Here is a 21,801-nt window from a genome sequence, read left to right on the forward strand (position 1 = left end):
AAAGCGTCTATGGCTCGGCTGTCGAAACATAGTGGCCTACTTCAGACCATCCTTAAGGGCCATGGAGCCCTTTCACAGGCGTTGTCGATTGAAGAAAATTTGGACCCACAGAAGTCCACATTTAAAAAATTTCGTTGCCGCGCTGTACGTACAAACCCTACGTACAAAGCGGTAACAAAAAAGCCCCGCAGACCTTGATCTGTGGGGCTTTTCGAATGATGGCGGAGAGATAGGGACTTTCCGAATCATACCCTGCAGCCCTTTAAAACCAAGCAATACAGACAACAAAAGCGATTTTGCTACAAATTTTTGCTACAAATAAAATAAAAAATCCGCTACCTTTTCGGCATCAACACCCAAGGCTCAGGGGCGAAAATGGCAAGCGACAACCTAGTTCTACGGTCAGGAAATTGGCACGTCCGCCTAAGCATCCCGAAGGACGTTAGGCACATCCTGAACCGAACCGAGTTCACCGAGTCACTGAAGACCGGGAGCAAGCCAGAAGCTCAGGTGAAAAAATTAGCGTTCCTACAAATCTGGAAGCAGTCGATAGCAAACGCTAGGAGACTCGTTGCGGGGCCAACCCCTGACGAACTGTCAGAAAAGTCCTATGACATTTCGAAGCTGATAGAAACTCGGCAGCAGGCAGGCTTGATGAACATCGTCACCAGCAACCAAACCGATGAGCTAGACCTATCGTTCAGCCGTGAGAAATTCGACCAAATTGAGATCCACACTTGCGATCTCATCTCAAACGCTCAACCATGGAAATCCCCGCAGGAAGCGTTTGAATCCGATTTTGACGCAGAAGAAGAACTCCCCTACGTCGAATTTATGAAATTCAAGGCGAAGTGGTACGAGCTAGGCGAAGAAATATCGCTTGAAAGAAAGATAGAAAGGTTCAACGATTGGATTCGGCTTAATAAAGTAATGCAGCACTATATTATGACTGTTTCCCGCCCAATGAGCGTTGGCAGCATTGAAGAAATAAAGTCAATTATTGAAAACCCAAAACACTACAAAATCAAGTCACCTATTACAACGAACAGAATCACGTCATTTGAAGCGTATCAGGCCAAGACCAAGGGAATCATCCAGAAGACAGTAGATACACAGGCAAAACGCTTGAAATTGATAAATGCTTGGCTTGAGGCAGAGCAACGCGACCTCAACCATGAAAGCATTGCCAGCTATCTCGATACTCTCGACCTTTCTATTAAGACCAAAAAGCAATACCTATTCGCGGGGTCAAGCTTTTGGAAGTGGGCCATCAAGCACGACGAAAATTTTAAAAAGTTGCACCGCGACCAGCAATCCCCCTTTGAAAAGCACGATTTCCCAGTCAACCGCAGCAAAAGGAACGATGGATCAATGGAAAGGAAGGCATTCACACCGGAAGACGTTACAAAACTCTATGAAGCAGCAAAAGCCACAAAAAACCGTGAAATCCTCACAGACCTAATTCTTTTAGGTGCTCACACCGGAGCACGAATTGAAGAGCTTTGTCAGCTTCAAACCCAAGACATAGTTACCGAGGAAGGCATTCAATGCTTCTACTTCTATGATGGGAAAACTGCCGCCAGTGAGCGACATACCCCGATACACCCCGCAATCAAGGCAACTGTAGAAAAATTGATCCGTAATTCAAAAGACGGTTTTTTGATTAACTCACCTGCAGGAAACAAATACGGAAACCGCTCCGATGCACTCAGTAAACAATTTGGCAGATTAAAAACCACACTTGAATATAACAGCCAATTTGTTTTCCACAGTTTTCGGAAGACCGTTATCACTCAATTACAACGTGCCGACGTGCCCGGAATACTCATCGCATCAATCGTCGGACATGAGACCGGAACCATCACATTTGACGTGTATAGTGCAGGACCAAGCCCGAAGCAAAAACACGAAGCAATATCAAAACTAAAATACAAGCTAAAAATCTAAAATCGCAAGCGTTACACGTTAAAACCCAGAACAACAATCAAAGGCTCCTAAGCTCTTACCCACCAGAAGAGCTTTTGACCTACCAGAAAGAAGCCTTAACCTTCTAACAACCCTCGCATAATGCACGCCCCTGCACACGCCTCATGTATACGCACGCATACGCTTGCGTCTTTAGTTATCAATGTATAGATATCAAATATAATAGATAACAACAATAAAGATTACTAACACGCACATACACATACGCAAGCACAAACAGCCTACTAACTTGATAAAAATTTAATCTATGGTAAAATTACTACAAGGGCAATGAGCAAAGCGATATGAAGCACTTATCAATTATCAACCCTTTGGTTACAACTTCACACTTTTGCTTCGCAAAAGATGAGAAGTGGTAACGCCGGGCCAAAGGGTGCCCCTTTGGATACCCAAGAGCAAAGCAAAAGCATCTCGCTGAAATTTAGGAGTAAAAAATAACAACTACTGAGGGTTAAATGAGCAATGAAATCAAAAGCACAACAATGCTATATAAGAGACTTAATTTTTCAGTCTCTACACTTAAAAAATTAGGCAAATCCTTAAAGCATTCCTTGCGTGTTCACAGCAAAGAAGAAAAGAAAATCCAATGGGATGAAGACCTCTCCCATAACAATATATTTATAGTCAATGGCAAGCCTGTGCCAATGAATGAGGCGTCGGCCTTGTCATTCATTAAAGACACACTAACGCCTTTTCATCTGGTCAATAGAAGCAAAGAGCAGAGAAAAGAAGACATAGAAACCAAAGGCAAATATAAATACAAAATCAAGAAAATTATTAAAGATGAGGCAGGCCACCCCATAGCCGCCTACCTTGATGATCTGATAGACCGTGGCGATTACATCGACGGCGAACAGGTCAAAGAAGATTTTGAAGCCTTCGAGGTCAGCAGAAAAGCCCAGAAGCTCAAAAGCGTCCAAAACTACATAGACCTACACAACACCATCACCCAAGCAGAAAAGCCGCTGGATGGCCGTAAAACAGTTATCCAAGAGGCTTTCTTCAAATTCCCCATGCACAACCAAGTAGACCTACCGGCTGAATTTTATGTTTCAGCCATTCAGGACTTTTATGCCAAATATTTTCCCGACTATAACGTCCTATTGACGGTTTACCACGGCGATGAATTAGAGGGAGGTAAAAATAAGATTGGTGACCATCCTCATATTTTTATCGACTGTAAAAACAAAAGAACGGGCGAATATGACCTGACAGAACAACAAGCCGTGCTTGCCAATAAAGTCATTAAACATGTTGAGTTTTTCAAGAGTTACACGCCTGTAAACACCAAGCAACAGACATATCAGGAGAGCCAAATAATAGGCGAAGCGTTGCAGGAGCTATTTTACAAGCACATAAATAAAAAATTCAAAAATGAAAATATTCCGCTTGTAGCTAATAGATTGGAACAGACCAAAGAAAACCTTGAACTTAGAAAGAAAATCAGGCTTGAAAGTAAGAAAGCCAAAGAAGATAGGGCATTTAACCTTTATACATTGCGACAAGAGCAACTTGAAGATAAACAAAATAAACTTGAGGAAGTCTCAATAGAAATCGAGAACAAGCAACAAACAAAAGGCACGATTGACCAAGAAATACGCCAAGGGCAACAAATCAGCCTTAATTTACAAATAAAGATTGAAAAGTCCGAAACACATTGGGGCAAAAGGCTCGCCCAATTTGACAGCAAAATCAAAGAAAACACGATAACCCTTAGCACCCTCACGCAAAAACGAATAGATATTCAGCAAGACATTACACAGCTACAAAATAAAAAAGTAGAGCTAGGGAAGAACTTCAAAACAGAAAAAGACAAATTACAAAAAAACCTAAATGATTTAAAAGGAAAAGTGACAGCAGAATCGACAAAGCACAAAAGAATTAAGCAAGCCATAACGATACTTGATGAAAAACTAGAACCACTAATCCATAAATTTGACGTAAAGGTGGATAAGGTTCTTCATGCAAATAGAATGCATGAGAACACAGAAACCCTGTATCAAGAAATGAAAGAAAACATCTTACAAACCGCTAAATACATGGGAAAAGAAAAGCGACACGACTACCTATGGTCTGTTAAAGAGCAGCTTGAAGAAAAAGGACTAGACCCTGATATGGTTAATTTTGGCTTTAAAGAAAAGGTCCAGCTATTCATATCCGACGCATTCACCAGTACCCAAATAATAGAATTTGATAAACAGGAAGCCGCAGACGCAAAGGCAGCGAGAGAAAGAAGAAGTTTATACAAGAACAAATAAAAGCCCCATTACAGGGCTTTTTTACTTAGTACGTAAGAAGCAATCGGTCTGTAACCAAGTGATCTTCTAAACTCTTACCATCCATTTGAAAACGTTTAAGCATCGAACGGCCAACATTGATAAATACTTCTTGCTCAAACAAACCATCAGGAACATCCACATCACACAACTTCTTTCCTGAAAATTTTGTTCCGTCAATACTCAACGCAACATAGACACCACGACGCTTACACTCTTCTATTTTATTGAGCAAGCGGCTGAGCGAGAAAGACTGGGCACCATATAAAATTGTTTGACTATCAACATAAGGAGGGTCGCAATAAATCAAATCCCCTTGTTTTGCTTTATCCATCGACTCTTCAAAATCACATAAGAAAAATTCAACGCCTTTTGTTCTTTCGCTCCACAAATCAACCCTATGAGAAAACTTTTCAGGCGGCATAGGATTATGTGCCCCGCAAGGGGTAGACATAAAACCGTCTTTTTTCCGAAACCTCACAACACCGCCATAGCAGGTGCGAAGGATAAAAACCAGATCAGCACCATTAGGAGAAGCATTATAAGAATCCAGAACCTTCTTATAGGCTTCTTTTTTCCCTAGTATAGCGACTAGCTCATGTCGTTCCTGATACCATTTTTTAAGCGACTCTTTATCCTTATGCAACGCGGTCCATATCTCTACAAGTGGAGGAAACACGTCACTTGCTATCGCTTTGTTTGGACTTAAAGTACCAAGGACACCCCCACTTCCTAGAAACGGTTCAAAATATGTGCCGTAATGTTGAGGGAAATAACTAATAATATCTTCAGCTTGTTTTTGCTTATTTCCTACCCATTTTAGTAGTTGGCTTTTAAAAGCTTGGGTTTTTAAAGAAGGGGGTTTCACGGCCTCTTTCTCAAAAAGATCTCTCTGTATTTGCCCCAATGCGACGTCCTCCAACCTGATCAATATTCTGATTTTGAATATCGTACCAGATATTTTATATTCGGTAAATGGCCAAAATGCATAGATATCACTTAATTCTTCGCCAATATCGTCTTGAGTCTGGACTTACTCAAGCACAACTTGCTGAACGAATCAATGAAACACAATCGTTTGTGAGTAAATACGAAAGTGGCGAGCAGCGATTAGATTTATATGAGCTAGAAAAAATTTGCGACGCCATTGGGGTGCCGTTGATGGATTTTATAGGGAAGTATCTTGAAAGCTGATATCCGTTTTCTAAGCCAATCTAGAGAGTTTTGGGCTAATGTTCGCACCATTAGTCAGGGAGTCGGTTATACAGACAAAGGTACGAAAACCATTCTGATACCAAACCGACAACAGCTTCACAAAGCTTTCGACAAGCTTGACTTGTCGCTCGCACACATTGAAGACACCCACGGAAACCTCACCCAGTTTGGTAACGTGCTAATCGACTATTTTACTTACCGCTCTGAAATCCTGAACAATGTTGTTCGTCTCAATTTGATGAACAAAGACGAAGCGGAAGAGCTTTTCAATCAGCTTCATGATCAATTGCGACCTACTTGCCCGCTACCTCTTAACAAGCAGAAGGCCGAAAAGAAAAATTACGCCTTTCTTACCGGCATGGTTAATATGTTGGTGGACGCTAATATCGGCTCATATTCTTGCGACTACGACCCAAGAAGCTTAACCACAGTTACCCATAATCGTATGCCACTAAGAACCCTATCACGTAGGGTTGATGGTGCTTTTCCTGCTGTAATCAACCCCATCGCAATATGGGAAATCAAAGAATATTATTACACTACTACTTTCGGCAGCCGTGTTGCTGACGGCGTGTATGAGTCTCTATTAGACGGCATGGAACTCACGGAATTAGAACAAGCAGGACATCAAAAAATTCATCATATGCTAGTAGTTGATGACTATTTTACTTGGTGGGAGTGCGGTCGCTCGTACCTGTGCAGAATCATAGATATGCTGCATATGGGGTATATTGATGAAGTAATTTTTGGCCGCGAAGTTGTTCACAGGCTTCCGGTTCTTGTCAACGAATGGAAACAACAGCTTTCAGCACGCCCAAGCTCTATTTAACCAAAATTTAAAGACAAAAAAGCCTGCTTAATTGCGGGCTTTTCACCATCCGAGTTTGACAAACCTCGAAAGTGTGGCAACTTGAAAGGAGCAGAAAAAGAAAACCACCTTGGGGAAGGTGGCGAAGGATACTACTACAATATTTTAAAAACTTTAATCAACACAACCATTTAACCACCATAAAAATTATTGTCAAGTCATCTCCCAAGGTTTTCTTTTTCTAAATAACTATTAGAAGAGGATAACAATGGGATGCATAAAACTATTTGAGGACTACTTACCAAGAAGACCTTACCACGCCGACGACTTAACTAACGGCTTAAAAATCAACAAAAAAGAAAAAGCAAAACTTGCACGACTTATACAGCCGAACGGCCCAACGCATAGATATTGGATGGTTTTTGACTTAGACCGAGCCGATGCCGGTATGCACTGGGACAACGTTGGGGCACCAGCTCCGAACCTAATAGCTCGAAATCCAGCCAATGGGCACGCTCATTTGCTCTACCTGTTACAAACCCCTGTCCGAACCGCAATCGACGGCAAAACCGCACCTTTACGCTACGCAGCAGCCGTTGAGGCTGGCTTGCGTAGTCGCCTAGGAGCAGACAGAGGCTATTCCGGCCTGATCTGTAAGAACCCGATCAATTCCCACTGGATAGTGACCCAATGGCAGGCCGATCCATACACCTTGGACTATTTGGCTGACTACGTTGATTTAACGCCGGAAAAGGCCAGAGAGAAGCCCGTAGAGGATTACGGCTTGGGTCGCAACTGTATGCTTTTCGATGAGTTAAGGGCGTGGGCATACAAAGCCATCCGCCAAGGCTGGCCCGACTACAACCAATGGTTAAACGCTTGCCTTGACCGTGCCACTGGCTACAACGTCAATTTTTCTACACCGCTGGATATGTCTGAGGTTAAACACACAGCAAAGAGTGTAGCGAAGTGGACGCATAGAAACTTTAACCGTGACTCTTTTGGCGATTATGTCGCCAGAACTCACACAAGCAGAATACAGGCAATAAGGGGAAAGAAAGGCGGCAAAGCCAACGGAAAGACAAAAAGAGAACAAGGTATCCTATTACTAAAATCAGGAGCAACAGTACAAGAAGTTATGAGGCAGATGGCTGTTGGACGAGCAACCGCATACAGATGGTCAAAGCAGATATAACATTATAATCTGTCTCAAAAGCCTATATCAGATAATAGCACCCGGTGAGGGTGTTTCATCTTCCTTTCCTTTCCTTCCCCTTCCTCCCCGTATCCCCCACATATACATACACCGCCCCAGCGATATCGATATAACGCACGGAATTGGTTAAAATCGGTGTTCTTCCACTCCGTTGATACAACGACACTAAACCACACCACTACACGCCTAAAATAGCCAAATGCGTTACACCTCGCAGCATTATGGTTAGTGTAAAAAGCCTATATCAAAAACAGTCCAAAACAGCGTTAACCACTCAACCCAATACTTCCATAGGTTGGGAGATATGTCCCCCAACCGATATGTATGTATACATACATATCAAATTTCTCTCCTGATGAAAATTTCACACTTTTCAAAATTCATCAAAATGGGTGAATATCACTCACTGGGCTGATAAGCCTAAATATCCCGAAAGCGATTTGGGGCAGTAACCAAAAATCGACTTTTTACAAAAATTATTTTCTTGAAAAAATTGCCGTGAAAATTTAACGTTTTCATCGAATTTTTTAGATATTTAATTTTTTAACCATTGAATTATGGCTTATTTACAGCAAAAATCCTTGTCAATAGCAAAACGAAAATAAATATAAGGTCGGACGTTAATGAGCAAATAGGGTTCAACCCTAAGCAAATCACTTAGTTGATATTTGCCACAAAGCAGAACAAAAAACGACACTGCAAAAACTCAAAAATCGCTCTCAAATTAATTTCACAAAAAAATGTGGGGATTGGTGACGTTAAAATTTCAAAAAAATCGAAAGCAGCCAATTTCCTACAATATATATCCCGGAAGCAAAACCTGAAATAGTTGAAGGTTCGGAGATATGACCTTGAAGCATTGACATACATTAAACCTATGGTATTGGTATTATAACAACATAGGATTTCTAATTATGAACAGGATGGAATATGCAGGAAAAATAGGCGGTATGGTTGGTGGTTTTAAAAGACGTGAGCGTCAAAAGTTTTTAATTATGTTTGTAAAACTAATAGAAATGGATGAGCTTCATGATATCCGAATGACCTCAAACCTTGCCAAAAAGCTGATAGCAGCGTTTTCAGGCTGCAAATCAATATCCAACGATGCTCTCATTAAAGAGTTTGCTAGAAGCGGGAACAGTGTCAAACAACAAAACCTTGATATGATTGTCCATTCATTAGTAGCACGATGGCAAGACCTCTATGAAGAACAGTGGAAAGAAGCAAAAATAAAAATAGACCTTGAAGCCGACGAATACAAACAATCCGTTATCGAAAAGCTGGACATTAAACTATAAATATATGTAAAGCCCCACTTTACATACTTATACCCGTGAAGCTATTTTCGCTTTGCGGACATACTCATTCCTACACCGCAGGAAATTCATTACCCTATGCTTCACGGACATATATCCTACTCCCACAGAGTAGAATATGCCGACTACTTTTTCGCTTGTTCTAGACAGCCGTATGTTCAAGGATACATCCCCGAACCTTTAGTTATACCTCACTACGATACATACACTTTTATTGTTTGTCTTTTATGTTATTGTAAATATAAGAACATAAATAGAAACCATGACACATGAACTAAACAAAAGACAAAAAGGTTTAACTCTTTTCGAGACGCTTCTTTCACTTTCAATCGTAATGGCCCTTGTCGTTAGCTTCCTATATTGGTATCTGGAGCAGCAGCGAGAGCAGCAAGCCACTATCTTCGGAAAAGATATAGTTTCCATCATTACCGCCTTTGACAAACGTATCCACCTCGATGGCTGGGACATTGATAACTTCAAGAATGGCCGCGAGTGGAGCGGTTCCCCGGCCATCCTTGAAATGCTAAATAATGAATTTATCGCCAAAGATTCCACTTGCGGAAACCCGAAGAGCTGGGTGCCTGTATTATCTAAAGAAAAATCAACTCAACTACTTCCTTGTAAATTCTGGTCAAAGGTTCCGTATGACTTCATTGCGAAAGCAAAAATAACCCCAGATGAAGAAGGTTTTATAAAAAATTACAAGGTCATTTTTCAACCTAAAAATTTAAAATCATTTTCCGACAATTTCCGTTATTACAACAGGGCCAAAATTGCCGCCAATGCTAATGACTCTTTAAACGTAACAGGCGGTCATCAGTTTTATTTTGCTGCACTCTCCGACCCAGCTACAAAAATAACCAATACTGAATGCCTCGCGTTAAAGGCGGATTGCACGTTGGTCGCCACCTACGACCGTGAGGGCGGTAACGAGTATTTAAGAGTAGATGGCACAAATTCAATGCTAGGATCAGCCGTTGCTTTTAAAGAGTCCAAAGGGCATAACAGGCTTCGCTGTATCAAATGGGAAAAGAATACAAGCAGCAGTGCTTGGGAATCGAAAACGGTAGATTGTGGTATCGGGATACACACCGAAACAGGTAGCCCAGTTGCGGTAGATATTGCTGTCAACTCATCCACAAGCCAACGAGTAATGCTTGATAGGCTATGTCCTGTCTTCACACACTCAGCAGATACACTTATCGAATCAGGTCAAAAGGCACCTTGTGGAATACTTCCCCAAGACGACGCAGGAACAGAGGTTGCCTATCAGGTTATAGATACGTTATCCGCAGGAAAAGGACTAATCAAGACGCTCTACACGGACACTATATTTTCTGACGAAATAAACACCAATTACATGAACGTCAAAAAAGACTTGACTGTTTTAGGTAACACCAAAATGGATGGAACTCTAACGGTCAAAGGACTTGGACAGTTTGAGAGCAATATCAATTTAACCAAAGTCGAAACCGCTGGCGGCGGTTGCTCCCCCAATGGCTTGTTGGCTAGGGATTCCAAAGGGCTAATTCTTTCTTGTGAGTCTGGTATCTGGACAACTCAATCAACGACTGGAATGTATGCGTTTTTTAACGCCACTACCTGCCCACCGGGTTGGATAGCAGCAAACGGCTCAGGCGGAACACTCGACCTACGCGGCCAGTTCGTAAGAGCTTGGGACAATGGCAAGGGCGTTGATCCGGGGAGAGCTTTAGCATCGGCTCAGGATGACGACTTGAAAAGCCACAAACACAACGCTACAGCATCAAATGCTGGGCTTCACAATCATAAATCAACTTTTGTAAGGGATAGATCCCCGGTAGATGATATTGCCAAAGATAACTATTTACAGCCGGGACAGCCGGGAAACGCTGTGTTAGGCGATGAGAACTGGTATGGGGATCAGTCTGTATATTCCGACTTTGACGGATTACATACTCATACTATTACTGTTGAAAATTTTGGAGGTACAGAAACACGCCCTAAAAACATGGCGTTACTTGCCTGTATGAAAAAATGATTTTTTATTGACTTTTCAATTTGCGTGGTAAGATATAAACAACAAACATTTTATCACTTTATGAAAATAACAATAATAGCATTAACAGCACTCATAGCGTTAACAAGCACAGCACAAGCAGGTTACAGGATAGTAATACCAATGGAGCAATCCAAAGGCGGGGTACTTCCTAACTCATCAATAATTTTTAAACAAGTCGATGTAGTTTCACCAGAACCTATACCCACTGTGCCAGATGGGCCTTGGGATTGTTTGAATCAACGTGATGCGTACCCAGAAGAGTGTGAAAAGAGATTAACGGCATGGGAGGTTTTTGTTACAAGTAATGGGATAGCCAATAACTTGAACAATCTCTCGGCGGTCGGCAAAAACCTATCAAGCCTTCCAAATGAGCAATACCCACTAACTAGCTTGAGTGGAATTTATCTCGCCAACAACCAACTAACTAATTTAGATAGCCTAGAAAATATAACAAATATTAACGGAACATTACACCTAATAATGAACCCATTAACAAACCTAAATGGAATTAGAAACATTTCAGCCGGGAGCATTGTTGTAGACAAGAACTATAGCGGCCCTAAATTACCCGCATCTTCTAGATTTTGCACCTTGAACAACGCATCTAAATTCTATGCAGGCTATGCCCAAAAGGACCAGATATGCGAGCAATAAAATACATAAAAATAAATGGAGATACAACATGAAAAAAATCATCGTCGCAATACTAGCTTTAAGTATCACAAGCATTACACAAGCAGCCTACACAATTAAAATACCACTGGAACAATCGAATGGTGGAGCGTTGCCAAATAAAAGCATAAATTTTAAAAATGATACACCTGTTATTCCTGATGTTCCTGCACCGGATGAAGGATGTTTTCATGATGAATCAGTTATACGAACTTATATTTTTGAAGTAAATCAAGAAAAGAAGTATGCAATGTTTTATTGGCATATATCACCGCCCATACTTAGCGTGGAACTTCTATATGGCACTGAACTTTATATGATTGGAAATTATATCTATCGTCGTGGAGCACTACAATGGTCAGCGGGTGGTCTCGCAGCATATGAAATATGCAGATATAAAAAATGAAAAAATAATAATAACTCTAATAAAAAAACAGCATCAACTACGGCAAAACTTACGAGACTTGCAAGTAAACCAACATATTCTGCTGCAGTAAAAGGCCACTAATGGCCTTTTAATAATTTCCGAGTTTAAAGAATGCGAAACTTATTTAATCATCACCAAAAGCTTTTGCGACAATTTCTTATAAAAGTCTTCTCTGTTTCGCGGAGTCTTTAACTCAGCACAACACTCGGACAATGCTTTGATAGCTTCATCCTTCTTGATTAGACCCTTTGAAATATGAGGCTCTAATTTCTCATCGTATATGTATTGAAGTTCGTTATACCCATTACACTGCCCGCAAGCGACGAATAGTGAGTCTTTCTTTCCTTGCGGATGCTCATCTTTGTAATCGTAAGCGTCATTAATGTCTTTTATAGACTTCGGGGAAGCCTCATTCACTTTGCTCAAAAGCTCGCGTAACCACATATGGTATCCCTTCCTTCTTTCCAGAATCACGTCTAAGCAGCTTAGACGACGCAAAACAAATTGGCGATCCTTTGACGGCACAAAAGCCCCCCCCGCCAGCCGCACCGGAAGACGGTGCTCATAGTCAGTTAGCTGGTTCCGTATCCAGCCGCCAAAGCCACGAATGCGGAGTCTTCTCTGGTGTGCATACTTGGACTGGACCTTTCTTCGCAGACATGTCCGTAAAAAGCAAATAATAAAAAAGCCACCGAAGTGGCTTTTTTAAGAACGACAGCAATAAAAAAACTAGCCTTTCTTGGCTTGCTTCGCTTGGTTCTCTTTCATTTTCTCAACTGTTTCAGGTAGTTTTTTGACGAATTTCGCCCCCAAAAACAAAGCACCCTTCCCCAGCAATTTTGCTGTCGAGGCGGTTTTATCAAGTGTACTGCCACAGGAGAAGTCGCTTTTAACTTCCACCCAAGCATCACCCATCATTTTGTTCAGAGCTGAATCAAAAGATGATTTCTTGTCGCTGCTCATGGTCTCAATCCTTACCAGTGCCATCACAGGACGGACAAGGATCAAGTTTTTGAGCACCTCCACAAGATGGGCAGCTTTCAGGGTGACGACCACCGTATTCTAGCGGACACGGAGCCACACCTTTGCCTTCACACATGTAGCATTGATCTTCATCGTCATCATAGCGAGCCATAACAGCTTCCTTCTGTGGGTGGTCAAGTGATGGCCAAAAAGTATCAGTTGCCCCCTCGGATGTAAACTCACAGCACCGGTCCCCAATCAGGAGGATGCGGAGCCTCCACCCGCTTGGCGACCTCGATCCAGATCAAGCAGGAAAACAGATCAGACCCCGCTATCAAGAATATTTTGCACCACATCCACGGCAGGCATTACTAAAGACTTTTTGCTCACCGCAGTTTGAGCATTTTTTACCCTGCCCTCCCTTCCCGCCGTTTGCAGGCAATGTCATCGTATGATCGCATTTCGAGCATTTCCGCCCTGTTGAAGTTGCGAAAAATGTTTGCTCTCCGCAGCTAGGGCACATTTTCCCGGCCATATCAGACTCCGTGTATGTGTATATATATGTGTATGTGTATGTGTATGTGCGTCAAAGATATCCGTCTTGATGGCAAAAAACAATCAAATAGCCATTATTGCTCAACACGCGATTTTAGAGCCTCAGCCCCTTAGCGAACTCGATACCGAATCGAGCAGGAGAACAGCCCACAGGCTCACCAGAGGCATCAGCAGGTCAGTGATAGGGCTGGGTAGCCAAGAAGGCCAAAGAAGCTCTAAGCGAGCGGTAGGAAGCCCAAACGACAGGCATAAAAAAACGGCGACTTGTAGGCTTGGCTCATAAACAAAATTCGCTACAAATTTTGCTACAAAACACTGCTACAAATCGCCGTTTCTACGACCTCGTAAATCATTGATTTATAAGGTTTTTTTCAATATGGCGGAGAGATAGGGATTCGAACCCTAGGTACCGGTGAAGGTACAACGGATTTCGAATCCGTCCCATTCGGCCACTCTGGCATCTCTCCAACGGCGCGCATCATAACAGCCTGTTTCGCAGAAGCAAAGCGCCGAAGCGATTTTTTTCCGTGCTATCAGATGCTTGCGTTAATTACAGCGGTACGCCGAGACGGTTGGCGACTTCTTCGTAAGCTTCGATGACGTCACCGAGGCCCTGGCGGAAGCGGTCTTTGTCCATCTTCTTGCGGGTGTCTTTGTCCCACAGGCGGCAACCGTCCGGGCTGAATTCGTCGCCCAGTACGATGGAGCCGTCGTGGAAGACGCCGAATTCCAGTTTGAAGTCGACCAGCAGCAGGCCTGCGTCGTCGAACAACTTGCTCAGCACGTCGTTGACCTTGAGGGACAACGCTTTCATGCGCGTCAGTTGCTCGGCGGTGCCCCAGCCGAAGGCCACCACGTGGGATTCGTTGATGAACGGGTCGCCCTTGGCGTCGTCCTTCAGGAACAGTTCGAAGGTGTATGGGTTGAGCTTGAGGCCCTCCTCCACACCCAGGCGCTTGACCAGGCTGCCAGCGGCGTAGTTACGCACGACGCATTCGACCGGGATCATGTCCAGCTTCTTCACCAGGCATTCGTTGTCGCCCAGCAGCTTGTCGAATTGCGTCGGGATGCCGGCCGCTTCGAGTTTTTGCATGATGAAGGCGTTGAACTTGTTGTTCACCATGCCTTTGCGGTCGAGCTGTTCGATGCGCTTGCCGTCGAACGCCGAGGTGTCGTTACGAAACAGCAGGATCAAGCGGTTGGCGTCGTCGGTCTTGTAAACCGACTTGGCTTTGCCGCGGTAGAGTTCTTCACGTTTTTCCATGATGGGCTCCGCTTGCTAAATGGTGGGCTAGGCGATGTGTCGCCAGTCGAGCCCTGAATCTTGATCGGCCAGTTGCAGCCAGTCCGGGTCGCACCCGAGGGTGTCGACAAAACATTGCCGCGCAAGCGCTGGCAGGTTGTTCTTGCTGCTCAGGTGGGCCAGCACCAGATATTGCAGGTCTTGCCAGCCCAACTCATACACCAGGTATGCCGCCTGGTGGTTGTTCAAATGTCCCAGCTCGCCGCCCACCCGCTGCTTGAGAAAGTAGGGGTAGTGCCCACGAGCCAGCAGGTCACGGCAGTGGTTGGACTCGATCATCAAGGCATCGAGGTCGCGATACCCCTCCAGCACCTTCGCGCAATAAGAACCCAGGTCGGTCAGCAGGCCGAAGCGCCGCGAGCCGTCGTTGAATACGTATTGCGTCGGTTCCAGGGCATCGTGAGCCACTGCGATCACATCAATGCTCAAGGCACCGATCTGCAGCCGCTCACCGCCGGCCAGGAAACCTGCGGGTTCTACGGGTTTGCGCATCCCGCGCAGGGTGCCGCGACTCAAGTACACCGGAAGATTGTAGCGCCGAGACAGCAAACCCACGCCATGCACGTGGTCGGCATGTTCGTGGGTCACCAGAATCGCGCTCAACTGCGCCGGATTTACGCCCAGGCGCAGCAAGCGCCGCTCGGTTTCCCGCAGGGAGAAACCACAATCCACCAGGACGTACGTGTCGTCGTGGGCTACAAGCGTGCCGTTACCTTGGCTACCGCTGCCGAGAACGGCAAAACGCATCGGATCAGCCCAGGTTGTCCTGAATCACGCCCAACACTTTGCGCGCCACGTCGGTCGGCGCCACGGTGTTGATGTTTTTCTCGACGGTGACCTGCACGCTGTCGCCCACCTTGCTCAGGCGAACCTGATAACGATCAGCGCGGGTTTCGATCTCTTCCTTGGTCGGCTTGCTGCCAAACAGCTTGCCGAAGAAACCAGGCTCGTCGTCTTTCTTCTCGGCTTTTTCGGCCAGGTTGATGTAGTACAGGCCCAGGCTGCGGTTGATGTCTTCAACGCGCCATTCGCCATGCTCCAGCGCGCGGCCGACACTCGACCAGGCGCGGTCCAGGTCTTCACCCAGGTTCAACACGACGTTGCCGCTGCCGTCTTCGCTGAGGCTGACGCGGTTAGGCGTATCGAAACTGCCTGCGGCGAGCAGGGAAACAGAGCCGCCCTTCTCGGAGATGCGGCTCATGCTGGCGAGCATTTCGTCGACCAGTGCCGAGTCCACGCCGGTGTTGACCGAGCGAGGGGTGAAGTCAACGTTGGCAGTGCTGCCAGCAGCACGCTCGGCGCTGACCACATAGACTTCACTGGTGTTGCGCTGCACGCCCGGCTCGATACGCACACGGATGCGCGCTTCGTTGCCGCTGGTGACGCCACCGGCTTGCAGGCGGCTGGCCATGTTGGCCGACAGTTCGCTGGCAGGCTGCCAGGCCGTGGTGAATTCGCCGGTTTGCGGGCGTTGCTGGTCAATCCGGAAACCGTTGTCCTGGAAGAACTGCACCGCCACCGGCCACACTTCGGCAGGCGGACGCTGGGCCATGATCCAGCGAATGTCGCCGCTCTTTTGCAGGCTGTAATCACTGGCACTGGCCGCAGCAGAGAGCGGTTGTGGGCGCGGCACTTCGTATTGACCCTTGAAGGTGTCATCGGCCACGTTGCGCGGGATCGGCAACAACGGATCAAGGCGCTTGGCCACGTTGACGTCCGACGGCAGTTTCATCGGGGCGGTCTGTTGCGCTTCGAGGTAGTCGCTACCACGGTCGCGGAAATAACCTTCCGGCCCCCATATCCAGGCGCAGCCACTGGTGCTGGAGATAATCAAGGCAAGTGCGGAAAGTCCGGCCAATCGCTTCATGCGTAGTGCTTCCTCAATTAAACCAGGACGCCGGACTGGCGCAGGGCCTGTCGCAGCGGTTCGTGACAGGCTTCGCTGAGCCGGGTGAGCGGCAGACGGATACCGTCCGGCATCAGGCCCATCTCATGCAGCGCCCATTTCACGGGGATAGGGTTGGATTCGATAAAGAGCGTCTTGTTGAGCGGTGCCAGTTGCTCGTGGATAGCACGGGCCTTGACCGCGTCGCCAGCGATGGCCGCGGCGCACAGCTCGCTCATGGCACGCGGCGCGACGTTGGCGGTCACGGAGATATTGCCTTTGCCGCCCAGCAGGATCAGCTCGACTGCGGTGGCGTCGTCACCGGAATACACCAGGAAGTCACTGCTCACGCCCGCCAGGATGTCCTTGGCGCGCTGCAGGTCGCCGGTGGCTTCCTTGATGCCGATGATGTTCGGCACGGTGGACAGGCGAATCACCGTTTCGGCTTTCATGTCGCAGGCCGTGCGGCCGGGAACGTTGTAGAGGATCTGCGGGATATCAACGGCTTCGGCGATGGCACGAAAATGCTGGTACAGGCCTTCCTGGGTCGGCTTGTTGTAATACGGAGTCACCAGCAGGCAGGCATCGGCACCGGCGTTCTTGGCGTTGTTGGTCAGCTCGATCGCTTCACGGGTCGAGTTGGCGCCTGTCCCGGCGATCACGGCGATACGCCCGGCAACGCGCTTGACCACGAACTCGATCACTTCGATGTGTTCTTCCACATCCAGCGTGGCCGACTCGCCGGTGGTGCCGACCGCAACGATGGCATTGGTGCCCTCTTGCAGGTGGAAGTCCACCAGTTTGCCCAGGCTATCCCAGTCGAGATGACCCTGTGCATCCATGGGTGTGACCAGTGCCACCATACTGCCCGCAATCATGCAACCGCTCCTGCCGGAAAAAGAGAGCCGTAATGGTACTGGCGCCAAGATGCTTGCACAAGCAAAGTACCGCGTGAGGATGCGTTCTGGATCAACTTAGTTGTGCGCAATGCCATCATCTGGCCAACGTGCGGTTCGAAGACGCTCATTTAGCAATGAAAACGCCACCTCCTAGCCCTTGGCGGTGCTTTTCGCTACCCTTGATCCTTTGATCGATACTGCGTTTACCGTATCGACCGCTCATCGTTTTAGGAAGGCTGCATGTCCACCCCCACAGTTCGCGAACAATTCCTTGTTATCAGTGCCCTCGGCGCCAACCCCATGGAGCTGACCAACGTCCTGTGCCGCGCCAGCCATGAAAACCGCTGCGCCGTCGTGACCTCCCGCCTGACCCGCCATGGCGAGTGCAGCGCATTGATTCTGCAGATCTCCGGCAGCTGGGACGCCCTGGCGCGCCTCGAAGCAGGCTTGCCGGGCCTGGCCAAAAAGCACGCGTTCACGGTCAACGTGGTGCGCAGCGCCGCACTGGAAAACCGCCCGCAGGCCCTGCCGTATGTCGCTTATGTAAGCTCCGCTTACCGTTCGGACATCGTCAACGAGCTGTGCCAATTCTTTATCGACCATCACGTCGAGCTGGAAAACCTCACCTGCGACACGTATCTGGCCCCGCAAACCGGCGGCACCATGCTCAACGCCACCTTTACCGTGACGCTGCCCGCGGGCGTGCAGATCAGCTGGCTGCGTGACCAGTTCCTGGATTTCGCCGATGCCCTGAACCTCGACGCACTGATCGAGCCATGGCGCCCACAGAACCCAATGTAAGGAAAGCTTTCATGGCAGTCGTCATCGACACACCGGTCGCCGATTTCCAGGCCCAGGCCACCAGCGGGCAAACCTTCAGCCTTGCCGGGCTCAAGGGCAAGCAGGTGGTGATCTACTTCTATCCCAAAGACAGCACGCCGGGCTGCACCACCGAAGGCCAGGGGTTTCGTGACCAGCACGCAGCCTTCCAGGCCGCCAACACCGAGGTGTTTGGCCTGTCCCGAGACAGCGTGAAATCTCACGAGAACTTCAAGGCCAAGCAGGCATTCCCGTTCGAGCTGATCAGCGACAAGGACGAGGCGGTTTGCGAGCTGTTTGACGTGATCAAGCTGAAGAAGCTGTATGGCAAGGAATACCTGGGTGTGGATCGCAGCACCTTTCTGATCGACAAGGATGGCGTGCTGCGTCAAGAGTGGCGCGGTGTGAAAGTGCCAGGCCATGTGGACGCCGTGCTGGCCGCCGCGCAGGCCTTGCACAAGGCGTAAGCCGGCAATACCGGCTCCCACACTGGCGTGGGAGCCCGCCCTCGCTTTCAGAGCAAGGGCGCGACCACCGGCTCTTGGCGCGGCCATGCATCCAGCACCGCCTTGAACAGCGTCGCCAGTGGGATCGCAAAAAACACGCCCCAAAAGCCCCACAACCCGCCAAACAACAACACTGCGCAAATGATCGCGACCGGGTGCAGGTTCACCGCCTCGGAAAACAGCAGCGGCACCAGCACATTACCGTCCAGCACCTGGATGATGCCGTACACGGCCATCAGGTAGATGAACTGGTCACTCCACCCCCACTGAAACAGCGCGATCAACAAGACCGGCACCGTCACCACCACCGCGCCGACATACGGCACCACCACCGACACGCCCACTAACAAGGCCAGCAACGCCGCGTAGTTCAGGCCCAGCGCGACAAACCCTATATAAGTGGCGCCGCCGCAGATAAAGATCTCTATGACCTTGCCACGGATGTAGTTGGCGATCTGGCGGTTCATCTCCTCGGCAACACGGGTGATCAGCGCCCGCTCGCGTGGCAGGTAGCCACGCACCCAGCGGCCGATCATCTCCCGGTCCTTGAGGAAGAAAAACACCAGGATCGGCACCAGCACCAGGTAGATCATGATGTTGACCAACAGCGGCAGGCTGGACAGGGAAAACGTCAGCGCCCATTGCCCGAACTTTCCGATTTCACCGCGCGCCACTTCGATGGCCTGCAAGACCTGCTCATCTGACACCAGGTGCGGATAACGCTCGGGCAATAACAACAGCAGCGACTGCCACTTGGCGAGCATGCCCGGCAGCTCGTTGAACAACGTGATCAACTGGTGCCACAACAGCGGCACCACAATCACGATAAACACCAGCAACAGCCCCATGAACAGGGCAAACACCAGCCCCACTGCCGCGCTGCCCGGCAGGCGCAAACGCTCCAGGGTCACCACCAAGCCCTGCATCAGGTAAGCCAGCACCATGCCCGCCAGCACCGGGGCCAGCATGCCGCCCAGGGTGAGCACGGCGGTAAAGGCCAGAAACAGCAGGACAGCCAACACCACGGCTTCTTCATCGGAGAAGTAGCGCTGAATCCAGTCACGTAACACTTTGAACATCAATAAACCTCAGACACTAGGGCGGCCGTTCAGGCTTTGCGCAACCAGTAACGATAGACGCCGGCTTCATCTTCTTCACGCAGCAAGGTATGGCCGGCCAATTTGGCGAAGGTACGAAAGTCGCGCTGGGAGCCCGCATCCGTCGCGATCACCTTGAGCACCGCACCACTGGCCAGTCGATTGAGCTCCAGCTTTGCCTTGAGCAGTGGCAACGGGCAATTGAGGCCGCTGGCGTCGAGTTCGGCGTCAAAGGCTACAGCGTCGGTCATGGTGTTACTCCGGTGGGCTTCGCGGGGCGCTTAGAATATCTGGTCCCGAGCGCGGTGTCCGGCTACAGTAAGCTCTTTGTCGAAAGGCTTTGTGCATGACTTTTTTGCGCCCTACCCTGCTGACGTTGGCTTGCCTGCTTGCCTCCCCAGGCTTCGCCGACGACCTGCCGTCACTCGGCGACGCCAGTTCTGCCATTGTCTCGCCACAACAGGAATACCAGCTGGGCCGCGCATGGTTGGCCTACCTGCGGGGCCAGGTGTCGCAACTCAACGACCCGCAGCTCAAGGACTTTGTCGAAAACAGCGTCTATAAACTGGTGGAAACCAGCCAGGTCAACGACCGGCGCCTGGAATTCATCCTGATCGACAGCCCCCAACTGAACGCCTTTGCCGCCCCCGGCGGAGTGGTGGGTGTCAACGGTGGCCTGTTCTTGAACGCGCAGACCGAAGGCGAATATGCCTCGGTGCTGGCCCACGAATTAGCCCACTTGTCCCAACGCCATTTCGCACGGGGTGTGGAGGCGCAATCACGCATGCAGATCCCGATGATGGCCGCGCTGCTGGGTGGCATCATCGCCGCCGCCGCCGGTGCAGGCGATGCGGGGATTGCGGCGATTGCCGGCAGCCAGGCGGCGGCGATCCAGGAGCAACGGCGCTTCTCGCGGCAAAACGAGCAGGAAGCCGACCGTATTGGCATCCTCAACCTGGAAAAAGCCGGTTACGACCCCCGCTCGATGCCGACCATGTTTGAACGCCTGATGCGCCAGTACCGCTTCGACGCCAAGCCGCCCGAATTTTTGCTGACTCACCCGGTCACCGAGTCGCGGATCGCCGACACCCGCAACCGCGCCGAGCAGGCCAAGCTGGGCGGCAAGGAAGACAGTTTGCGCTACCAGTTGATCCGCGCCCGGGTACAGCTGATTTATGAAGACACCCCGGGCCTTGCCGCCAAGCGCTTTCAGGCGCAGTTGGATGAAAACCCCAAGAACGATGTCGCGCGCTATGGCCTGGCCATCGCCCAGATCAAAGGCACCCTGCTCACCCAGGCACGCGAAACGCTCAAGCCACTGCTGGCCAAGGCGCCCGACGAGATCATCTACAACCTGGCGCAGATCGAACTGGACATCAACAGCAACCGCCTGCCGGATGCCCAGGCCCGCACCGATCGGATGCTCACGCAGTATCCGGGCAACTATCCGCTGAACCAGGTACGGGTAGACCTGCTGATCAAGCAGAACCGCACTGCCGATGCCGAAAAGGCCCTGGAAGGCCTGCTCAAGTCGCGCCCGGACGATCCGGACGTGTGGTATCAAGTGGCCGAAACCCGTGGGTTGTCCGGCAATATCATCGGCCTGCACCAGGCCCGCGCCGAATACTTCGCGTTGGTGGGCGACTTCCGACAAGCCATTCAGCAACTGGATTTTGCCAAGCGCCGCGCCGGTAATAATTTCCCGCTGTCTTCGCGTATCGATGCCCGCCAGCGGGAACTGATCGAACAGGAACGCCTGGTCAAAGGCATGATGAGCTAAACCGCCCACGCACAAAAAAGCCCCGCTCTCGTGCATC

General features: G+C 48.7%; 21 protein-coding genes and 1 tRNA gene. 12 read left to right on the top strand and 10 right to left on the bottom strand.

All coding sequences use genetic code 11. From position 1 onward, the window contains the following. Nucleotides 1–375: 375 nt before the first annotated feature. Nucleotides 376–1,947, top strand: a complete 1,572-nt coding sequence (locus tag ACW9H9_RS20025) for a tyrosine-type recombinase/integrase (RefSeq protein WP_457344883.1) — start codon at nucleotides 376–378, stop codon at nucleotides 1,945–1,947. A 494-nt stretch (nucleotides 1,948–2,441) separates the two neighbouring features. Then, the gene (locus tag ACW9H9_RS20030) at nucleotides 2,442–4,244 is read left to right on the top strand and encodes a hypothetical protein (RefSeq protein ID WP_457344884.1); all 1,803 of its coding nucleotides are present in this window, start codon (nucleotides 2,442–2,444) and stop codon (nucleotides 4,242–4,244) included. A gap of 25 nt (nucleotides 4,245–4,269) precedes the next feature. Here ACW9H9_RS20030 and ACW9H9_RS20035 read toward each other — a convergent pair whose 3' ends face one another. Beyond that, on the bottom strand, nucleotides 4,270–5,130 hold the full coding sequence (locus ACW9H9_RS20035; protein ID WP_449102194.1) for a DNA adenine methylase: 861 nt from the start codon (nucleotides 5,128–5,130) through the stop codon (nucleotides 4,270–4,272). Nucleotides 5,131–5,246: 116 nt separating this feature from the next. On the opposite strand from ACW9H9_RS20035, the gene ACW9H9_RS20040 reads away from it, so the two are divergent. The 7 genes from ACW9H9_RS20040 to ACW9H9_RS20070 all read left to right on the top strand — a co-directional run bounded on the left by ACW9H9_RS20040 (nucleotide 5,247) and on the right by ACW9H9_RS20070 (nucleotide 11,936). Further along, the gene (locus tag ACW9H9_RS20040; protein WP_249921311.1) at nucleotides 5,247–5,456 is read left to right on the top strand and encodes a helix-turn-helix domain-containing protein; all 210 of its coding nucleotides are present in this window, start codon (nucleotides 5,247–5,249) and stop codon (nucleotides 5,454–5,456) included. Beyond that, nucleotides 5,446–6,306, top strand: a complete 861-nt coding sequence (locus tag ACW9H9_RS20045) for a DUF7687 domain-containing protein (RefSeq protein ID WP_449102193.1) — start codon at nucleotides 5,446–5,448, stop codon at nucleotides 6,304–6,306. The genes ACW9H9_RS20040 and ACW9H9_RS20045 overlap by 11 nt, the downstream gene beginning before the upstream one ends. A gap of 247 nt (nucleotides 6,307–6,553) precedes the next feature. Then, nucleotides 6,554–7,480 (top strand): replication initiation protein, encoded by a 927-nt coding sequence (locus ACW9H9_RS20050; protein WP_457344885.1) that lies wholly within the window; start codon nucleotides 6,554–6,556, stop codon nucleotides 7,478–7,480. A gap of 935 nt (nucleotides 7,481–8,415) precedes the next feature. Beyond that, a complete protein-coding gene (locus tag ACW9H9_RS20055) occupies nucleotides 8,416–8,799 on the top strand; it encodes a hypothetical protein (protein WP_449101901.1) in 384 nt (127 codons plus the stop codon). A gap of 280 nt (nucleotides 8,800–9,079) precedes the next feature. Next, nucleotides 9,080–10,837 carry a shufflon system plasmid conjugative transfer pilus tip adhesin PilV gene (pilV, locus tag ACW9H9_RS20060; protein WP_457344886.1) on the top strand — a complete coding sequence of 586 codons (1,758 nt, stop codon included), beginning with the start codon at nucleotides 9,080–9,082 and terminating at the stop codon, nucleotides 10,835–10,837. A gap of 141 nt (nucleotides 10,838–10,978) precedes the next feature. Continuing rightward, a complete protein-coding gene (locus tag ACW9H9_RS20065) occupies nucleotides 10,979–11,512 on the top strand; it encodes a hypothetical protein (RefSeq protein WP_457344887.1) in 534 nt (177 codons plus the stop codon). Between the two features lie 28 nt (nucleotides 11,513–11,540). After that, a complete protein-coding gene (locus tag ACW9H9_RS20070; RefSeq protein ID WP_457344888.1) occupies nucleotides 11,541–11,936 on the top strand; it encodes a hypothetical protein in 396 nt (131 codons plus the stop codon). 141 nt (nucleotides 11,937–12,077) lie between these two features. Here ACW9H9_RS20070 and ACW9H9_RS20075 read toward each other — a convergent pair whose 3' ends face one another. The 7 genes from ACW9H9_RS20075 to dapA all read right to left on the bottom strand — a co-directional run bounded on the left by ACW9H9_RS20075 (nucleotide 12,078) and on the right by dapA (nucleotide 17,541). Further along, nucleotides 12,078–12,401 (bottom strand): hypothetical protein, encoded by a 324-nt coding sequence (locus tag ACW9H9_RS20075; RefSeq protein WP_457344889.1) that lies wholly within the window; start codon nucleotides 12,399–12,401, stop codon nucleotides 12,078–12,080. A 285-nt stretch (nucleotides 12,402–12,686) separates the two neighbouring features. After that, nucleotides 12,687–12,920, bottom strand: coding sequence for a hypothetical protein (locus ACW9H9_RS20080; RefSeq protein ID WP_457344890.1), 234 nt, complete (start codon nucleotides 12,918–12,920; stop codon nucleotides 12,687–12,689). Between the two features lie 932 nt (nucleotides 12,921–13,852). Further along, nucleotides 13,853–13,942: transfer RNA gene (locus ACW9H9_RS20085), tRNA-Ser, on the bottom strand. An 83-nt stretch (nucleotides 13,943–14,025) separates the two neighbouring features. Then, the gene (gene purC, locus ACW9H9_RS20090; RefSeq protein WP_457344891.1) at nucleotides 14,026–14,739 is read right to left on the bottom strand and encodes a phosphoribosylaminoimidazolesuccinocarboxamide synthase; all 714 of its coding nucleotides are present in this window, start codon (nucleotides 14,737–14,739) and stop codon (nucleotides 14,026–14,028) included. 27 nt (nucleotides 14,740–14,766) lie between these two features. Continuing rightward, nucleotides 14,767–15,525, bottom strand: a complete 759-nt coding sequence (locus ACW9H9_RS20095) for an MBL fold metallo-hydrolase (protein ID WP_457344892.1) — start codon at nucleotides 15,523–15,525, stop codon at nucleotides 14,767–14,769. 4 nt (nucleotides 15,526–15,529) lie between these two features. After that, nucleotides 15,530–16,645 (bottom strand): outer membrane protein assembly factor BamC, encoded by a 1,116-nt coding sequence (gene bamC / locus ACW9H9_RS20100; protein WP_457344893.1) that lies wholly within the window; start codon nucleotides 16,643–16,645, stop codon nucleotides 15,530–15,532. Nucleotides 16,646–16,662: 17 nt separating this feature from the next. Then, nucleotides 16,663–17,541, bottom strand: coding sequence for a 4-hydroxy-tetrahydrodipicolinate synthase (gene dapA / locus ACW9H9_RS20105; RefSeq protein ID WP_457344894.1), 879 nt, complete (start codon nucleotides 17,539–17,541; stop codon nucleotides 16,663–16,665). 261 nt (nucleotides 17,542–17,802) lie between these two features. Between dapA and ACW9H9_RS20110 the strand changes: the two genes are divergently transcribed. Together ACW9H9_RS20110 and ACW9H9_RS20115 are read left to right on the top strand one after the other, a co-directional pair. Further along, nucleotides 17,803–18,363 (top strand): glycine cleavage system protein R, encoded by a 561-nt coding sequence (locus ACW9H9_RS20110; RefSeq protein ID WP_457344895.1) that lies wholly within the window; start codon nucleotides 17,803–17,805, stop codon nucleotides 18,361–18,363. Nucleotides 18,364–18,374: 11 nt separating this feature from the next. After that, a complete protein-coding gene (locus tag ACW9H9_RS20115) occupies nucleotides 18,375–18,848 on the top strand; it encodes a peroxiredoxin (RefSeq protein WP_457344896.1) in 474 nt (157 codons plus the stop codon). A gap of 47 nt (nucleotides 18,849–18,895) precedes the next feature. Here ACW9H9_RS20115 and ACW9H9_RS20120 read toward each other — a convergent pair whose 3' ends face one another. Next, the gene (locus ACW9H9_RS20120) at nucleotides 18,896–19,966 is read right to left on the bottom strand and encodes an AI-2E family transporter (protein WP_457344897.1); all 1,071 of its coding nucleotides are present in this window, start codon (nucleotides 19,964–19,966) and stop codon (nucleotides 18,896–18,898) included. 29 nt (nucleotides 19,967–19,995) lie between these two features. Continuing rightward, nucleotides 19,996–20,235 carry a sulfurtransferase TusA family protein gene (locus ACW9H9_RS20125; protein ID WP_154745394.1) on the bottom strand — a complete coding sequence of 80 codons (240 nt, stop codon included), beginning with the start codon at nucleotides 20,233–20,235 and terminating at the stop codon, nucleotides 19,996–19,998. Nucleotides 20,236–20,330: 95 nt separating this feature from the next. On the opposite strand from ACW9H9_RS20125, the gene ACW9H9_RS20130 reads away from it, so the two are divergent. After that, nucleotides 20,331–21,764 (top strand): M48 family metalloprotease, encoded by a 1,434-nt coding sequence (locus tag ACW9H9_RS20130; RefSeq protein WP_457344898.1) that lies wholly within the window; start codon nucleotides 20,331–20,333, stop codon nucleotides 21,762–21,764. Nucleotides 21,765–21,801: the final 37 nt, after the last annotated feature.

The sequence above is a fragment of the Pseudomonas sp. SDO5215_S409 genome (assembly GCF_054071325.1).

Bases quoted from the DNA above. Each gene is read 5' to 3' on its own strand.
- ACW9H9_RS20025 (WP_457344883.1), top strand. From the start codon at position 376: ATGGCAAGCGACAACCTAGTTCTACGGTCAGGAAATTGGCACGTCCGC.
- ACW9H9_RS20030 (WP_457344884.1), top strand. From the start codon at position 2,442: ATGAGCAATGAAATCAAAAGCACAACAATGCTATATAAGAGACTTAAT.
- ACW9H9_RS20040 (WP_249921311.1), top strand. From the start codon at position 5,247: ATGCATAGATATCACTTAATTCTTCGCCAATATCGTCTTGAGTCTGGA.
- ACW9H9_RS20050 (WP_457344885.1), top strand. From the start codon at position 6,554: ATGGGATGCATAAAACTATTTGAGGACTACTTACCAAGAAGACCTTAC.
- ACW9H9_RS20055 (WP_449101901.1), top strand. From the start codon at position 8,416: ATGAACAGGATGGAATATGCAGGAAAAATAGGCGGTATGGTTGGTGGT.
- pilV (WP_457344886.1), top strand. From the start codon at position 9,080: ATGACACATGAACTAAACAAAAGACAAAAAGGTTTAACTCTTTTCGAG.
- ACW9H9_RS20065 (WP_457344887.1), top strand. From the start codon at position 10,979: ATGGAGCAATCCAAAGGCGGGGTACTTCCTAACTCATCAATAATTTTT.
- ACW9H9_RS20070 (WP_457344888.1), top strand. From the start codon at position 11,541: ATGAAAAAAATCATCGTCGCAATACTAGCTTTAAGTATCACAAGCATT.
- ACW9H9_RS20075 (WP_457344889.1), bottom strand. From the start codon at position 12,401: ATGTGGTTACGCGAGCTTTTGAGCAAAGTGAATGAGGCTTCCCCGAAG.
- ACW9H9_RS20080 (WP_457344890.1), bottom strand. From the start codon at position 12,920: ATGAGCAGCGACAAGAAATCATCTTTTGATTCAGCTCTGAACAAAATG.
- purC (WP_457344891.1), bottom strand. From the start codon at position 14,739: ATGGAAAAACGTGAAGAACTCTACCGCGGCAAAGCCAAGTCGGTTTAC.
- ACW9H9_RS20095 (WP_457344892.1), bottom strand. From the start codon at position 15,525: ATGCGTTTTGCCGTTCTCGGCAGCGGTAGCCAAGGTAACGGCACGCTT.
- bamC (WP_457344893.1), bottom strand. From the start codon at position 16,645: ATGAAGCGATTGGCCGGACTTTCCGCACTTGCCTTGATTATCTCCAGC.
- dapA (WP_457344894.1), bottom strand. From the start codon at position 17,541: ATGATTGCGGGCAGTATGGTGGCACTGGTCACACCCATGGATGCACAG.
- ACW9H9_RS20110 (WP_457344895.1), top strand. From the start codon at position 17,803: ATGTCCACCCCCACAGTTCGCGAACAATTCCTTGTTATCAGTGCCCTC.
- ACW9H9_RS20115 (WP_457344896.1), top strand. From the start codon at position 18,375: ATGGCAGTCGTCATCGACACACCGGTCGCCGATTTCCAGGCCCAGGCC.
- ACW9H9_RS20120 (WP_457344897.1), bottom strand. From the start codon at position 19,966: ATGTTCAAAGTGTTACGTGACTGGATTCAGCGCTACTTCTCCGATGAA.
- ACW9H9_RS20125 (WP_154745394.1), bottom strand. From the start codon at position 20,235: ATGACCGACGCTGTAGCCTTTGACGCCGAACTCGACGCCAGCGGCCTC.
- ACW9H9_RS20130 (WP_457344898.1), top strand. From the start codon at position 20,331: ATGACTTTTTTGCGCCCTACCCTGCTGACGTTGGCTTGCCTGCTTGCC.